At 35.5% G+C, this 16,585-nt stretch carries 11 protein-coding genes and 1 other annotated feature; of the genes, 4 read left to right on the top strand and 7 right to left on the bottom strand.

Translation table 11 applies throughout. The features are described 5' to 3' along the window. Positions 1-47: 47 nt before the first annotated feature. Together TX86_RS01000 and TX86_RS00995 are read right to left on the bottom strand one after the other, a co-directional pair. Positions 48-896 (bottom strand): MurR/RpiR family transcriptional regulator, encoded by an 849-nt coding sequence (locus TX86_RS01000; protein WP_042345437.1) that lies wholly within the window; start codon positions 894-896, stop codon positions 48-50. Between the two features lie 179 nt (positions 897-1,075). Next, positions 1,076-2,458: an aspartate aminotransferase family protein gene (locus TX86_RS00995; RefSeq protein ID WP_230203552.1), complete on the bottom strand. Its 1,383-nt coding sequence runs from the start codon at positions 2,456-2,458 to the stop codon at positions 1,076-1,078. Between the two features lie 229 nt (positions 2,459-2,687). Between TX86_RS00995 and TX86_RS00990 the strand changes: the two genes are divergently transcribed. Next, positions 2,688-3,956, top strand: a complete 1,269-nt coding sequence (locus TX86_RS00990; RefSeq protein ID WP_042345434.1) for a dicarboxylate/amino acid:cation symporter — start codon at positions 2,688-2,690, stop codon at positions 3,954-3,956. 122 nt (positions 3,957-4,078) lie between these two features. Here the strand turns inward: TX86_RS00990 and pheT are convergent, their stop codons facing one another. The 3 genes from pheT to TX86_RS00975 form a co-directional block, all read right to left on the bottom strand. Further along, positions 4,079-6,493 (bottom strand): phenylalanine--tRNA ligase subunit beta, encoded by a 2,415-nt coding sequence (gene pheT, locus TX86_RS00985; protein ID WP_042345433.1) that lies wholly within the window; start codon positions 6,491-6,493, stop codon positions 4,079-4,081. 18 nt (positions 6,494-6,511) lie between these two features. Continuing rightward, positions 6,512-7,552 (bottom strand): phenylalanine--tRNA ligase subunit alpha, encoded by a 1,041-nt coding sequence (gene pheS / locus TX86_RS00980; RefSeq protein ID WP_042345431.1) that lies wholly within the window; start codon positions 7,550-7,552, stop codon positions 6,512-6,514. A gap of 161 nt (positions 7,553-7,713) precedes the next feature. After that, positions 7,714-7,947, bottom strand: a binding site (T-box leader). Positions 7,948-8,018: 71 nt separating this feature from the next. After that, the gene (locus TX86_RS00975) at positions 8,019-8,765 is read right to left on the bottom strand and encodes a TrmH family RNA methyltransferase (protein ID WP_081707518.1); all 747 of its coding nucleotides are present in this window, start codon (positions 8,763-8,765) and stop codon (positions 8,019-8,021) included. A gap of 116 nt (positions 8,766-8,881) precedes the next feature. On the opposite strand from TX86_RS00975, the gene sspI reads away from it, so the two are divergent. Continuing rightward, positions 8,882-9,091, top strand: coding sequence for a small acid-soluble spore protein SspI (sspI, locus tag TX86_RS00970; RefSeq protein ID WP_042345428.1), 210 nt, complete (start codon positions 8,882-8,884; stop codon positions 9,089-9,091). A 238-nt stretch (positions 9,092-9,329) separates the two neighbouring features. Here sspI and TX86_RS00965 read toward each other — a convergent pair whose 3' ends face one another. Further along, complete coding sequence (locus tag TX86_RS00965) at positions 9,330-12,158, bottom strand: tetratricopeptide repeat protein (protein ID WP_042345427.1); 2,829 nt, start codon at positions 12,156-12,158, stop codon at positions 9,330-9,332. 240 nt (positions 12,159-12,398) lie between these two features. Here TX86_RS00965 and TX86_RS00960 point away from each other — a divergent pair, with 240 nt between their 5' ends. Both TX86_RS00960 and TX86_RS00955 read left to right on the top strand, forming a co-directional pair. After that, positions 12,399-13,784 carry an aminotransferase family protein gene (locus TX86_RS00960; RefSeq protein ID WP_042345426.1) on the top strand — a complete coding sequence of 462 codons (1,386 nt, stop codon included), beginning with the start codon at positions 12,399-12,401 and terminating at the stop codon, positions 13,782-13,784. A 255-nt stretch (positions 13,785-14,039) separates the two neighbouring features. Next, complete coding sequence (locus TX86_RS00955; RefSeq protein WP_042345424.1) at positions 14,040-15,416, top strand: APC family permease; 1,377 nt, start codon at positions 14,040-14,042, stop codon at positions 15,414-15,416. A 77-nt stretch (positions 15,417-15,493) separates the two neighbouring features. Here TX86_RS00955 and TX86_RS00950 read toward each other — a convergent pair whose 3' ends face one another. Beyond that, positions 15,494-16,579, bottom strand: coding sequence for a M42 family metallopeptidase (locus TX86_RS00950; protein ID WP_042345422.1), 1,086 nt, complete (start codon positions 16,577-16,579; stop codon positions 15,494-15,496). Between the last annotated feature and the right edge of the window lie 6 nt (positions 16,580-16,585).

The following is a 16,585-nucleotide window of genomic DNA, read 5'->3' as shown; positions in this document are numbered from 1 at the left end:
CTCGCTTAATTTTGAAAAAAGATGGATTGCAACTAATCAGAAAACTATCACTTATAAAACACATCAAATTCCTCCCACATTTCTTCTAGCCCTTTAAATTTTTCATTTATATTACCTTGATTTTCTCTACCAACCGCTACTAAGAGCGCGTTAATAAGACTTAGAGGTGCAACAAATGAATCAATAAAGGTCGGCATATGGCTTGATGCAGTTAATACAACATCCGCATATTGAATTAGTGGAGATAAATGATTATCTGTTATTGCAATTGTATTTGCTTTTTTTTTCTTTGCATAAGAGAAAATATCAATTGTACTCTTTGTATATCGAGAAAAACTTATCCCTATAACTAAATCTTCTTCTCCAAGTGTATACAATTGTTCAGAGGCAAATTCTGTCGAATGAATTAATTCAGCTCTCCTAACCAAAAATTGCAAATAATATTGCATAAATATACCTAATGACAAGGCACTACGATTAGCAACTATATAAACATTCTTTGCATTACACAACATTTTCACCGCTTGCCGAAATGAATATAGGTCAAGAGATTCAATAGTAGCTTTTATATTTTCAATATTATCTAGAAAGATATTGTATACTTCTTGATCAGCATCTTTATACACTTCATTGGACATCTTTAATCTTTCAGTTGTAGTTAATTGCTTCTGTATCGACTGTTGCATTTTTTGTTGTAATTCAGGATATCCTGAGAAACCCAGAAATGTAGCAAACCTCACTACAGTAGCATCACTTACATCAGTCATTCTTGCTAATTTTCCAACTGTAAAAAAAGGAATATTATTTGGATTTTCCAATATATATTTAGCTATTTTCAACTGGGACTTACTCATATCTTCCATTTTTTCAGCAATAAGTTTATATATATTTTCCATATGCACCTTTCATCGTTACTTAATATTCTAGTTTTCATTCAAATACTATGACAAAAAGCTATCCTTTAAGAAAGCATGTAATTAAAATATCAATTAATCTATCAATATCCTTATTTTAGCATATCCGCAAATGTTCACCTATTAAATAATTATATACAATACTTTTTTTAAATTAAAAATTAAACAAGTGATTTTAATACTTTTTCATAAGCTTCAAGTGTTTTATTTACTTCTTCTTCTCCATGAACAGTAGAAATACTATAGCGATTTAATGGTTTAGTATATATTCCTTCATTTAATAAACGGAAGTCCAATTCTTTACGTAATTCAAAATTTGATTTTTGTAATTGACGATAGTTAGTAACTTTACTTTGTTCCGTAATAATTACATTAAAGATTGAACCCAATCCTATTGCTTGCATACTTATTCCATATGCATCAAACAAATTACTCAATCCTTTTTTTAGTTGATTCGTAACAATAAAAACATTATCAATTTCTCGTTCCAAATGCTTTATTGTTGCTAATCCAGCAGCGAGAATTGTTGGATGCCCATTATATGTTCCACTATGGAATAATACTTCCTCAGCTCTTGATTTTTTACTCTGACTAGAATCAAATACATCGGAATAATTGATAGGTGCCAGAATAGACATAATATCTTTTTCCCCACCAACAATTCCAACAGGAAATCCTCCACCTACGACTTTACCTAGAGTTGTAAGATCTGGATTTATTCCATAAACAGATTGTGCACCTCCAAGCCCTAAACGAAACCCGGTTTTCACTTCATCAAAAATAAGTAAAATCCCTAAATCTTTAGTGATTTTTCGCAATCCATCCATGAAAGATTGTTCAGCCGGGATAAATCCCCCTTGAATTGGCTCCAGAATGACTGCCGCAATTTCATCCTTTCTCTTGCTTAAAATCTCAGAAGCTGCTTCTAGATTGTTGAAAGGCAAAATAATGGTATGTTCTTTATAATAAGAATCAACCCCTTTTGATTCAATCACAGCTTTTGGTTCATGTTCACTTCCAGCAGCCTCGATTGCTGGATTTACACTGAGAAGAACCTGATCGTACCCGCCATGATAATGACCTTCAAACTTAGCAATCTTTTGTTTTCCTGTATAAGCATGAGCTATACGAATAGATAGAAGGGTAGCTTCTGTCCCCGAGTTAGTATATCTAATACTCTCCATACTTGGATATAATTCCGAGACCTTATTTGCCATATCAATTTCAAGCTGATGTGGTGTACCAAACAAAAACGTTCCATCTTCTTCAATTTGAGAATTTATTGCCTGAATAATTTCTGAATGTCCATGACCTAGCATTAACGCACCATACGAAAGAAGATAATCAATGTACTCATTCCCATCAAGGTCATACAAATATGCTCCTTTTGCCTTTTTCATAATAATCGGATATGGATCAAAAGCTTTGATATTTGCTGTAACCCCACCAGGCATAATTTCTTTTGCACATTTGACAAACTCTTTTGATTTTGGAGATCTCGCTATATATTGATTCAATGAACTATTACTTTTTATTGCGCACACAATTACCCACCCCATTTTATTTTAAATAACCCTATAAATATTTTAAATAAATGTGTAATTCAGAATAAATCAAATATAACTAATTTGCAATAATTATTTCATAAATTAAATAAAAAGAAATATATATTTCTTTTTATTAGGAAAACAATGAAATAATTATTGCATTTTCAGAAAATTTAAGTAATAATGATTGCATATTCAGGAAAATAATTACAGAAGGAGGAGTTGAATGAAAAAAAGATTTGCGTTATATATATTAATCGCCACAGTTTTAGGGGCTCTTTTTGGACATTTCTTACCCGAGGCAGGTATAGCAATTAAACCAATAGGTGATGCTTTTATTCGATTAATTAAAATGGTTGTAATCCCGGTAATTGTAACAACATTACTTGTAGGTATTACTAATGTTGGGGACATTAAACGCATGGGTAGAATAGGAGTTAAAACAATCATTTGGTTTGAAATTATTACTACACTAATCCTTTGTATCGGACTCGCTGTCGGTAATATACTAAAACCAGGGGAGGGTATTGATTTAAGTAATCTTCCCAAGGCAGATATTTCATCTATCTCTGAAAATACATCCATTATTATGGATGAAACCACTTTACTTCTAAATATTATTCCAACCAATATAGTTGATGCACTTGCTAAAAGCGATCTTCTAGCTGTAATTTTCTTTTGCTTCATGTTTGGTATTGCATTAGTAAGTATTCATAAAGAAGCTAAGCCTGTTATAGACGTTTTAGAAGTAGCATCAAAAGCTTCCTTCAAATTAGTTAGTATGGTAATGGCAACCGCTCCAATCGGTGTATTTGCTTTAATGGCAGCAACAATTGGGAAATACGGAATTACTCTATTAATTCCGCTATTAAAATTAATAATCGCAGCCTATGTTGGACTAGCCATTGTACTATTTGTTCTTTTCCCTATTATTGCTTTCTTCTTAAAAATAAAAATTGTCGACGTTTATAAAATGATTTGGGATCTAATGCTGCTAGGCGCCGCAACAGGTAGCACTGAAACTGTAGTACCTGAACTAATGAAAAGACTGGAGAAATTTGGCGTTCCCAAATATATCACTTCATTTGTTATTCCATCTGGAATGCCATTAAACTCTGACGGTACAACATTATATTTAACGATTGCAGCACTTTTTATTGCCCAAGCCTTCGGTATCGAAATGAGTTGGACTCAACAAATAACAATGCTTTTATTATTCATAGTAACAAGTAAAGGTGTTGCTGCTGTTCCTTCTTCTTCAATGGTAATCCTTTTAGCTACAGGTACTGCAGTTGGACTTCCCCCAGAAGGTGTTGCTCTCATTATCGGAATCGATAGAATAATTGATATGGCACGAACTGCTATTAATGTAATTGGTCACGTCTTTTCTTGCGTTGCAGTTGCAAAATGGGAAAAAGTTTTCAATAACAAATTAGCAAATTCTTATTTCTTGAATCCTCCCACTAACAACGATAACAAGGAAATACCTTCCTGATTTGAGATTTTAGCCCTTATATCTTTAAATTGATGATGTAACAATATCAAATTTCTAAAACGGTCATATATTAGGTATCAAAAAGACTTCGGATTAACACCCGAAGTCTTTTTGATACTCTATTATCCACGCAATTCCGCGCCAGCTTTTTCTTTAACTGCATCTAAAACTTTATTATGTGCTTTTGTAATATCTTCGTCTGTTAATGTTTTAGTAGGATCGAAGTATTTTAATGAGAACGCGATTGATTTCTTTCCTTCTTCCATGCGCTCACCTTCGTATAAGTCGAATACAGAAACCTCTTTCAATAACTTGCCACCGGCTTCTGTAATGATTGCTTGAATTTCACCAGCTACAGTTGCTTTATCAACAACAAGTGCGATATCACGAGTGATAGATGGGAAACGTGGAATGCTTGTATAAGCAATCGGTGCTACAGCCGCTTCTAGTAACGCTTTTAATGAAAGTTCGAACACATACGTTGCTTTAATATCATGGTTTTGTTCAACAGTTGGATGTACTTGACCAACATAACCGATATATTCTCCATTAAGTGTTACACTAGCTGTTCTTCCTGGGTGCATTCCTTCAACAACAGCTGCTTGGAATGTAATTTGGTCAGTTAAACCAAGCTTTTCAAACATTCCTTCTAGAATACCTTTAGCTACGAAGAAATCAAGTTGTTTCTTCTCACCTTGCCATAATTGAGAATGCCATAAGCCAGTAATTGCTCCAGCTACATGCTCTCTTTCTGTAGGTAATTCACCAGCATTGTTGTTTAAGTATACTGTACCTGTTTCATATAACGCGATTGTATCGTTTTGACGAGCTACATTGTATTGTAACACTTCTAATAAATGAGGTACTAAGCTTTGACGAAGTACGCTGCGCTCCTCACTCATTGGCATTGCAAGCTTCACTGTATCCGCTTTTTCGATTGCGAAAGTTGTTGCCTTCGCTTCAGAAGTTAAGCCGTACGTTACTGCTTGATAAAGACCAGCACCTTCTAAATAACGACGAACAAGACGACGTTTCGCTTGGTAAGGCGTTAATTGTCCTACTGTTCCAGTTGTATAAGGAAGAGTTTTTGGAATATTATCATAGCCATAAAGACGTGCTACTTCTTCTACTAAGTCTTCTGGAATTGTAATATCTCCACGACGAGTAGGTACTGTTACAGTAATTGTGTTACCTTCTATCGCACTCTCGAATTTCAATGCTGCGAAGATAGCTTCTACTTCAGACATAGTTAAAGAAGTACCTAATAGTGTATTGATTTTATCAATTGTAATTGAAACTACTGCTGGCTCAACAGCTAAAGTATCTACTTCTACTGAACCTGCTAATACTGTTCCACCTGCATATTGCTCCATTAGAGCTACTGCACGATCAGCTGCTGCACGTACACGAGCTGGATCTACACCTTTTTCATAACGAGCGCTTGCCTCACTACGTAGCGCATGATCTTTAGACGTTCTACGCACAGAAGGACCAGTGAAGTATGCTGACTCAAGAAGTACAGTAATAGTTGTATCACTTACTTCTGAATTAGCTCCCCCCATTACACCTGCAAGTGCAACTGGCTCAGTACCATTTGTAATAACTAATTGATGATCTTGAAGCGTGCGCTCTGCATCATCAAGAGTAACCATTTTTTCTCCAGCTTTCGCTTTACGTACAACAATTTTCTTAGAACCTAATTTGTCATAATCGAAAGCATGAAGTGGTTGCCCGTATTCTAATAAAATATAGTTTGTAATATCAACTACATTATTATGTGGACGAATACCAGCTGCCATTAGCGTTGTTTGTAACCAAAGTGGTGATGGACCAACTTTTACATCTTTAATCACGCGAGCTGTGTATAGTGGATTATCTTCGTTCGCTTCCACTTCAACAGCGATGTAATCAGAAGCTTTTTCAGCACTTTCCGTTACGTTGATTTCAGGCCATTTTACTTCTTGACCAAGAATCGCTCCAACTTCATATGCTACACCTAACATACTTAAGCAATCTGCACGGTTTGGTGTTAAGCCAAGCTCTAACACTTCATCATCTAAGCTAAGTTGAACTAATGCATCTGTCCCAACTTCAACATCACTTGGGAATACGAAAATACCAGTGCTGTATTCTTTTGCAATTAATTTCGTTTCAAAACCAAGCTCTTGTAATGAACAAATCATTCCGTGTGAAGCTTGACCACGAAGTTTTGCTTTCTTAATTTTGAAGTTACCCGGTAATACTGCACCTACAGTCGCTACAGCAACCTTTTGTCCAGCATCTACGTTTGGAGCACCACATACGATTTGTACTGGCTCTTCTGCCCCGATATCTACTTGACATACATTTAGTTTGTCAGCCTCTGGATGCTTCACTTTTTCCAAAACGTGTCCAACGACTACGCCTTTGATGCCTTCACTTTTCTTTTCGACACCTTCAACTTCAATACCGCTCTTTGTAATTTTATCAGCTAATTCTGCTGCTGAAATACCGTTTAAATCTACATATTGTTGTAGCCATTTATATGAAACAAACATTGTATAACCCTCCTCTTATTATTCTTCGTTACGCTCGAATTGTTTTAAGAAACGAATATCGTTACTGTAGAAATGTCTAATATCATCAATACCATATTTCAACATTGCAATACGTTCTACACCAATCCCGAATGCGAACCCAGAATATACTTCAGGATCGAAGCCTGACATTCTTAAAACGTTTGGATGAACCATACCAGCTCCAAGTACTTCAATCCAACCAGTTTGCTTACAAACGTTACAGCCTTTACCGCTACAGATTTTACATGAAATATCTACTTCAACAGAAGGCTCAGTGAATGGGAAGAAGCTTGGACGTAAGCGGATTTCACGCTCTTGACCGAACATTTTCTTCGCGAAAACTTCTAATGTTCCTGATAAGTCGCTCATTGCGATGTTCTTATCGACAACTAAACCTTCAATTTGCATAAATTGATGAGAGTGAGTCGCATCATCATTATCACGGCGATATACTTTACCAGGGCAAATGATTTTTACTGGTCCTTTACCAGCGTGCTTCAGCATTGTACGTACTTGAACTGGTGAAGTATGCGTACGCATTAACGTTTCATCTGTAATATAGAAACTATCTTGCATATCGCGAGCAGGGTGACCTTGTGGTAAGTTCAACGCTTCAAAGTTGTAGTAATCTTGCTCTACTTCTGGACCTTCCTCTACTGTATAACCCATACCCATGAATAAATCTTCTGCTTCTTCTACAATTCTTGTTAGTGGGTGAGCCGCTCCAGCTTTCACTGTATAACCAGGAAGTGTCACATCAATTGTTTCTGATGCTAATTTTGCGTTAATCGCCTCTTCTTCCAATACAGCTTGTTTGCTTTCAATACTCTTCGCAATCTCTTCACGGATCACATTGACTAAAGCTCCCATTTTTGGACGCTCTTCAGCTGATAATTTACCCATACCTCTAAGTACTTCAGTAATTGGACCTTTCTTTCCAAGGTACGCTACACGCACATCGTTTAACTCTTTCAAATCCGATGCAGCTTCAATTTTTTGAAGCGCTTCTGCTTGTAGTTGCTTTAACGTTTCTTGCATAACTTTATTTCCTCCTTTATCCGATTCATAATCGGTAATCATCACTTGGAACGATATTAGAAAAACACGACTTGTCGTCCGTAATGGCGAAAGTCGATGTCTTTTCTTATACTTTAAAGAAGTTAATCTTTATTAAAGTACAAAAAAACCTCATCCCTAATAAAAGGGACGAGGTTATCGTCGTGGTACCACCCTTGTTTATGTACAGCTATTCTGTACAATACTTCATTGGAATAACGGTCTTCTAAACCGGAGCATCTTTACGCAATACGCGGTCCCGATGTCAGCTCGAGAGGTGAACTTCACTCTTTCTCTTGATAAAAATGCTTGCAGTCTAAGGCATTTTCTCCCTTAATCATTCAAAAAAAGTTACTTTTCTCTGTCATTGCTTTTCATTTTTAAATTATACTCTCATATTATAGAGACTTTTCCTACTGTATGCAAGAACGGTTCATAAAGTTCTCATCTATTTACAAAATTGATATAACAATATACCCGTTGCTACTGTAACATTTAATGATTCAGCTTCACCTAAAATCGGAATATATAAGTTTTGATTACATTGCTGCAATACTACAGCACTCACACCATTTCCTTCGTTGCCCATTACTAATGCATACCTCTCAGACAACTCTACTTCTCGATAATCCCTCGCATCTTGCAATGATGTTCCATATACAGTAATGCCTTGCGCTTGTAGCTTTGGAATCCACTCTTGTAAATCCCCCTTTATCACTGGTATATGAAAGATAGATCCTTGTGTAGAACGCAAGGATTTTCCATTATACACATCTACGCATCCATTTCCACAAACAATGAGCTCAACACCAGCTGCATCAGCTGTACGAATAATCGTTCCAATATTACCTGGGTCCTGTACACCATCTAATAATAAGACGCGTGAATACGATGACGCATCTAACTGCTTTTGATCACAAATCGCAAAAATACCTTGCGTTGTTTCTGTTTCAGCCAATGCTTTTGCAACCGCCGAAGATACATGATATATTTCCTGATTATCTACATTCCATCCATGTGGGATTTCAATATGTTCGTCTACAATAAGTACACTCACATAATCTTTTTTCAATGCTTCTTCTACTAAATGAAATCCTTCTACGATAAATTGACCAGCTTTATCTCGTCCTTTTTTCGCAGTTAGTTTTTTCCATTCTTTCACTTTTTCATTTTGTACAGATTGAATGAACTTCACGTTTTCATTCACTCCTTTTCTTCTGTCCGATTTTCCTATTATAGCCTAAACATTATACATAATAAATCAACACTTGTGAAAAAATAAGCAGGAGAACTGTGTAAGGAGGAAAAAAGATGAATTTAAACTTGCGACATGCTGTTATTCAAAACGTAGCTGGTAATAGTCAAGATCAATTACAAGATACGATTGTAGATGCCATTCAAAGCGGTGAAGAAAAAATGCTTCCAGGGCTCGGCGTTCTCTTTGAAGTCATATGGCAAAACTCTACCCCTGAAGAAAAGAAAGAAATGTTATATGCATTAGAAAGCGGCTTAAAGAAATAATATGAATTTTAGCTGTACGAAAAATGATTTTTCATCATTTTTTGTACAGCCTTTTACACTTTTTTCACCATTCGAAATCGTTATCAATTAAATCTAATTTTTGCTTAGTAGACTACACAAGATAAATTTTGGTGCTTTTGGTCAAGATAAAACTCGCAAACTCCTTAAAACAACAAAGAATTCCTTTTCCGCACATAATAACTAATAATACGGTCTTGACTTATCAGACAGCCTAATTCTAAAACGTTGGTGATGATTTACATTGCAAAAATATTTGTAAAAGCGTGTCTCTTACGTGAACACCTAACTCTTTCTCTACTAATTGAATCATTTTCTTCGCTATTTTATTTGCTTGTGAGACTAAGTTTTGCTTCAATAACAATTCGATGTATTCAAAATATCCGGTTTCATGATACGGATCTTTCCTCAATATCTTCTCAAAGTACTCAAAACATTTACTATAATCGCATTGCTGATAATAATAACGTGCCAATATCGTCATTGCCTTCATATAAGTGGATTGAAGCTGATTGCGTTCTGGTTCCAAAAATATTTCATATGGGTACTCTTCAAAGAAATCACCTTGATATACTTGTTCCGCTTCCAATAATCGCTGTATATTTCCAGGCGAAAATTCATCACCTACCAACGTAGTTAACACTTGAAAGCGATCCACATCAAGACTCACTTCTGCTGTATTAAACTGATAATGATTATCTAGACGCTTCACATAGCGAGAATGTATTCCTGAAATTAAATTTGGTTCTAATGATTTCCTGAGCACAGATAAAGATACATGAAACTGATTTTGTAGAGAGCGCAAATCTCCATCAGGAAATACTTCTTCTAATAAAAGATCTTTATCAATTTTCTTATTTCTATACGTTATGAAATACTGAAATAATCGTAGACTCGCATTTCTTTTTATCACAACAGGTGTATTTTGATATAATATTTTCAAAGTTCCAAGTGTTTGAATCATAAGTTCTCTCTTCATTTCTTCTTTTACGACTACTTTTGAAGAATGTGAAGGTTCCATAATCCAATGATAATCATGCTCTTCACAAAGCTGCATTAGCTCCATACGTTTAAGCTTCTCCAATTTTGAATTGCCATTTCTAATAAACAAAATGATTTGAGCACTAATTACCCAACATTTATAATACGTATGCAAAGAAAAAGCACGATAAGCTTTCGACAAACATTCCTCTGCTTCTTTCCATTGATTATTACTGCAATAGCTTTTCCCCAATTCTAAATTTGACCATCCTATATCAAAATCAATTCGATTATTTTCTGATATAAAAGTTGCTTTCTTTCCCCATTCAATCGACTGTTCTAACTCACCTTTTTTTCGATATGTTCTACTTAGTGTTGGATACACAAAAATCAACGAAGATAAATCATATTGCAACGCCATATCCAATGCTTGTTCAATGTGAGGAACCGTTTCATCTATTTTGTTCTGATCCAAATAAATCGTGGCTATTGTATCAAGGGCGTGAAGCTGTGTATGTTTATTACCGATTCGATCCGAAATAAATAATGCTTTTCGTACATATTGCAACGCTTTCTCATATTCACCAAAGTATCGATAAATCTCGCCAATTAAATTCAAATTTAATGCACTCATAGGTTGATTATGAAAACGCTCAGACCCTTTTAATGATTCTAAAAAAAGATGCTTTGCTTTTAATACATCTCCTCGCATTAAATAAATAGTGGCCAATCGATGTTGTAGGTTACATAACCATAATTCATTATTCTCTTTTTTTAACATCGCAATATTTTCTTCAAAATGAACTGTTAATTCTTTAAGAATCGTTAATGGAATACATCTTATTAAAAATAATGTATTGTTCGCTAAAGACTCGCCAAGACAAATCTCCTCTAACCAACCATCTAATAAAACAATTGATTCCACTGGATTATAACGATTGCTAATCAGCCCCATTAATTTTGTAGCCCGGACATAATCATTCCCAATCGTCGAATGAGCAAAGGCATACACGAATTGATACCGTTCTTCATAAATAACTGCTAGTTTTAGATGTTCATTCACAATAACATCATTATGTACTAGCTCTTTATATTTCTGATAAAGAAACTGGCGAAATAGATTATGATAACGAATATAACCTTGCTCATCTCGATAAATGAATAAATGTTGTTTTAATAATTGTTTCAAAATCGATTTAGAGTGATTAATATTTAAAAACTGATCAATCACTTGTTCATCTAATTCGGAAAGCAAGCTAGTTCTATATAAGAAGTCCTTTATTTCTTCTCCTTGCGCTTCTAATACTTCGGTTGAAAGATAGTCATAAATGTCTTGAACTTTAGGAAACTCCGACCAGAAGAAAGAGCGTTCCACTACATTCATTTTATTAATGATTTCTAACAAAAGCTGGTAACTAGCAATCCATCCTTCCGTTCTTTTAAAAATTAATAATAATTCTTGATGTTCAAGTAATAAACCATTCATTGTATTAAAAAATTCTTTTGTTTCTTCTAATGTGAATGCTAAGTCAGAGGTAGTTAATTCTTTGTAGCGTTTTTCTAATTTGAGTTTTGTTGTAGATAAATGAGGCTGAACTCGACTGATGATAATAAAAGTAACTGCTGATGAACAATGTGCGAGTATCTTATGAATAATTGTTTCTATTTCTGGGCTTTGATCGACCCACTGATAATCATCTAAAACGATGAATAAAGGCTGCTCTCTTTTAGATAACAATTGAATAATAATCTCTATTTCTTCTTCTATACTATTCGGCTCTATTACATCTCCAGAAATATTTTGATATATTTCCTTATAAAGCCCTGCTTTAAGATGGCTAGTGAAAATTTGTACATATTGGTCCGAAGAATTTAATTGATACCATACTGTAGGTATATTATTCTCTTGAATATAACTGGAAACTAATGTTGTTTTTCCATATCCTCCATCCCCGACCACTGATATAAGTGATAATTGCGGATGATACTCGATAGCTTGAAACAAACGATTTCTAATTATATAAGGAGAGTAATTAGGCACTTTCAACTTGATTTCATCTAATTTCATCGTATCCCCCTCAATCCCCTAAAAAACATATTTCTAATTATATTTTATCTATTTGTAAGAATAATTCCTATCATTTGTAAGAAATCAGTAAGTTTCTCACTTTAACATTGAGTTTATAATAAATTTTCTGATAATTCAAACTTACAAAATAACGAAGGATGATTTATCACAATTTCAAAATTATTAACGAGAAAGGCATTACCCTTTATAATTTCAAATTAAATTCTAGGAGGAATAAGAATGACTAATAATTCTACTATTAGCAAGATTAGTGCTGAAACTTTAAAAGAAATGGATAAGAAGTATTATCTTCATCCAACAACACCATTAAAAGAACAACAAACAAACGGACCTGCTTTTATCTTTTCTGAAGCTCAAGGTATTCATGTAACTGATGTAAATGGAAATCAATATATTGACGGTGTTTCTTCATTATGGAATGTTAATATCGGATATGGTCGTAAAGAGATTGCCGAGGCTGCAAGTGAACAAATTTTAAAACTATCCTATAGCTCTTCTTTCTTTAATCACTCCCATGAAACAGTAATCCGCCTCTCAGAAAAATTAGCAAGCATCGCTCCTGGAGATTTAAATGTTAGCTTCTTTACTTCCGGCGGTTCAGAGTCAAATGAAAGCGCCATCAAAATTGTTCGCCATTATTGGAAATTGAAAGGTCAACCAGAGAAGAAGAAAATCATTACTTTAGATTTAAGTTATCACGGAGTAACAATGGGAGCAACAAGTGCAACAGGCGTTCCTGAATTTAAAGCAATGATTACAGCTATTGCACCTGATTTCCTTCATGCTCTACCTCATCAAACAGAATGTGAACGTGGTGATAAAACAGCACCAGGCTATGAAAGAAGTATTCGTGGCATCATTGAAAAAGAAGGAGCAGAAAATATTGCTGCTGTTATCCTAGAGCCAGTTCAAGGTGTTGGAGGAATTAAAATTCCACCTGCAGGATACTTACAAGCAGTTCGCGAATTATGTACTGAAAATAATATTTTAATGATTACAGATGAAGTAATTTGTGGTTTTGGAAGAACTGGTAAAATGTTCGGCGTAGAGAATTGGGATGTTGTTCCTGATTTAATGTCGATTGCAAAAGGTATTACAAGTGGATATGTACAATTGGGAGCTGTTATGATGACAGAGAAACTTCGTGATGAACTAGCGGAGCTATCTGATAATGTTTTCTTCCACGGCTTTACGTATAGTGGTCATCCGACAGCCTGTGCTGTTGCATTAAAAAATATTGAAATTCTTGAAAATGAAAATCTAGTCGGCAATGCAGCTGAAATGGGCAAAGAATTACTAAAAGGTCTTAAATACTTAGAGCAAAACCATAAAATCACAGCCAAGCCTAGAGCTATTGGCTTAATGGGAGCTATTGAACTATTAAAAGATCCAGAAAATGATGTTGCATTTGATCCATCTATTTACGCTGCTCCAATCGTTGTAGATGAATGTGCAAAGAGAAATCTTATTTTACGCCCACTTGTATTTGGTGGATTAAACGCAGTTGCTATCGCGCCACCACTAATCGTCACGAAACAAGATGTGGAAAAAATTATCGAAACATTATCTGATTCTATTAAAGCTTTCGAAAAGCAGGCTTTATAAAGTGAAATTTTGCTCGGTGGAAAACCTCCACCGAGCACTAGTTGAACCTATCGGGTTCTTACTGTCCCATTTAAACGCTCCTGCTTTTACTTCTAATCTCAGTGCGAGTTTGAACGGGATAAATAATTTGATTAACTAACACTCACATTCTAACTCTAAATAGGTATCCTCCTGTATTCGAGGATACCTATTTGTCTCTCAACTACTTTGCCATGTATTCTTATTTCCTATTTTTAATTGGAGGAGGTACTTAAAATGAAAGACGTCGATGTTACAACAAATGCTCATACTACTCTGTCAAGCAATGGGCAATCTCTTAAAAAAGTATTAAAAACACGAGATTTAGTAATCTTCGGAATGGTATTTATGGCTCCGGTCTCTGCACAAACTCTTTTAGGAGAACTATCTCAAGTATCGCAAGGGCATGCCGTTTTATCTTACTTATTTGGATTAATAGCCATGATTTTCACAGCGGTTTGTTACGGAAAAATGGCGGGTGCATTCCCGAAGGCTGGCTCAACCTATAGCTATACCTCTCAAGCTATTCATCCAAAACTCGGCTTTGTTGCAGGATGGGCTATTTTACTAGACTATTTATTGCTACCGATTCTTTTATATAAAATAAGTGCTGTGTTTCTTATGGAGATTCTTCCTGGCATGCCATTATGGCTTACTGTCCTTTTCTTTGTTGTCACAGTAACACTCACAAACTATTTCGGGGCACACGTGTCTTCACGAGTAAATATTATAATGACCGTTATCATGCTACTAAGCCTTGTCTTATTCATTGTATTCTCCATTAAAAGTTTATTGGGAACAGGCGGTGTAAGCAGCCTATTTTCCTTCAAGGCAATTTATAACCCAGATACATTCTCCATGAACGCCTTACTTACAGGCTCATCTATTGCCGTTCTTTCTTATTTAGGTTTTGATGCTGTAACAACTATGTCTGAAGACTCTAAAGTAACAGGAAAAATGGTTGGTCGAGCTGCTGTACTCTCCCTATTGATTAGTGCATTTTTTTATATTTTACAAGTGTACTTTGCTGCCGTTATTGTACCTGATTTTAATTCTTACAAATCTCAAGAAACCGCCTTCTTCGAAATTGCTGTAGCGGTCGGTGGACATAACTTGGCAACAATCTGTACATTAATTATTGCAATCTCTGGCATTTCAACTGCCTTAGCAGGGCAAGCATCCGCTTCTAGAGTACTGTTCAGTATGGGGAGCGATAGAATGCTACCAGCCTTCTTCTCACACTTACACCCTAAATTTAAAACACCTGTTAATAGTATTTTAATTCTTGCTGTTCTAGGCTACATTGGCGCTGTTCTTATACCGTTACCAGTATTATTTCAACTCATAGTATTCGGTGCTCTATTTGGCTTTATATGTGTAAATCTCTCTGTCATCGTCGAGTTCTATGGAAGAAGAAAAGAACGCTCCGGCATTCATTTCATTACGAATTTAATCTTTCCACTTTTAGGACTGCTAGTATGTGCTTATATTGGATTCGGTATGACAGTTATCGGTAAAATTGTAGGAATTAGCTGGATTACATGCGGCATTTTATTCCTCCTCTTCACAACAAAAGTATTAAAAAAGGATACTCAATTCATGGAAGATATGTAACCGCTCCAACATGATGAGATTTTATTAATGAATTAAAAATCCCCCTTATCCAATTCCATAGATAAGGGGGATTGCTATTAATCAAATGTAATATTATTTACCGCTTCACGATCTAATCGTTTAATCACTTCAGTAATGAGCTTCACTGTATTTTCATAATCATCACGGTGTAGAAGTGCTGCATGAGAATGGATATAACGAGTAGCAATTGTAATAGATAATGCAGGAACCCCATTAGCTGTTACATGAATTGAACCAGAGTCTGTCCCTCCACCAGCCATTGCATCGAATTGATATGGAATTTCTAATTCATCTGCAACATTTGTAATGAAATCGCGTAAGCCTTTATGTGAAACCATACTTGCATCATATAATACAATTCCAGGGCCTTTTCCTAGCTTGCCCATCGCTTCTTTTTCCGTTACACCAGGTGTGTCTCCAGCAATGCCAACATCCACAGCAAAGGCAATATCAGGCTGTACTTTGAATGCTGCTGTTTTCGCTCCACGAAGACCTACTTCTTCTTGTACTGTTCCAACACCGTAAACAACGTTTGGATGTTTCTCATTTTTCAGGTTCTTTAACACATCGATTGCAATAGCACAACCAATTCGATTATCCCATGCTTTTGCAAGTAACATTTTCGGATTGTTCATCACGGTAAATTCAAAATGTGGAACAACCATATCTCCTGGTCGAATACCCCATTCTGTCGCTTCTTCACGAGTTGAAGCACCGATATCGATGAACATGTCTTTAATCTCAACAGGCTTTTTACGCGCTTCTGGAGGTAAAATATGAGGTGGCTTTGAACCCATAATACCTGTGATTTCACCTTTACTTGTTACGATTGTTACACGCTGTGCCAGCATTACTTGTGACCACCAGCCACCAACTGTTTGGAAATATACAAAGCCTTTATCGTCGATGCGTGTAACCATGAAGCCTACTTCATCCAAATGACCAGCTACCATGATTTTCGGGCCGTTTTCTTCGCCCACTTTTTTCGCTACTAAACTTCCTAAACCATCTGTTGTTACTTCATCAGCATATGGCTCTATGTATTTTGTCATTACTTCTCGTGCTTCTTTTTCATTTCCCGGAATAGCTTTCGCATCCGTTAAATCTTTCAGCATTGTTAATGTTGGATCTAATTGCGTCATGCTTGT

It is taken from the genome of Bacillus massiliigorillae, assembly GCF_000380245.2.
In the GTDB taxonomy this organism is placed as follows: Bacteria; Bacillota; Bacilli; order Bacillales; family DSM-1321; genus Bacillus_AD; species Bacillus_AD massiliigorillae.
Note: the sequence above shows the minus strand (reverse complement) of the source record. Positions and strands in the feature narration are given on the sequence as shown.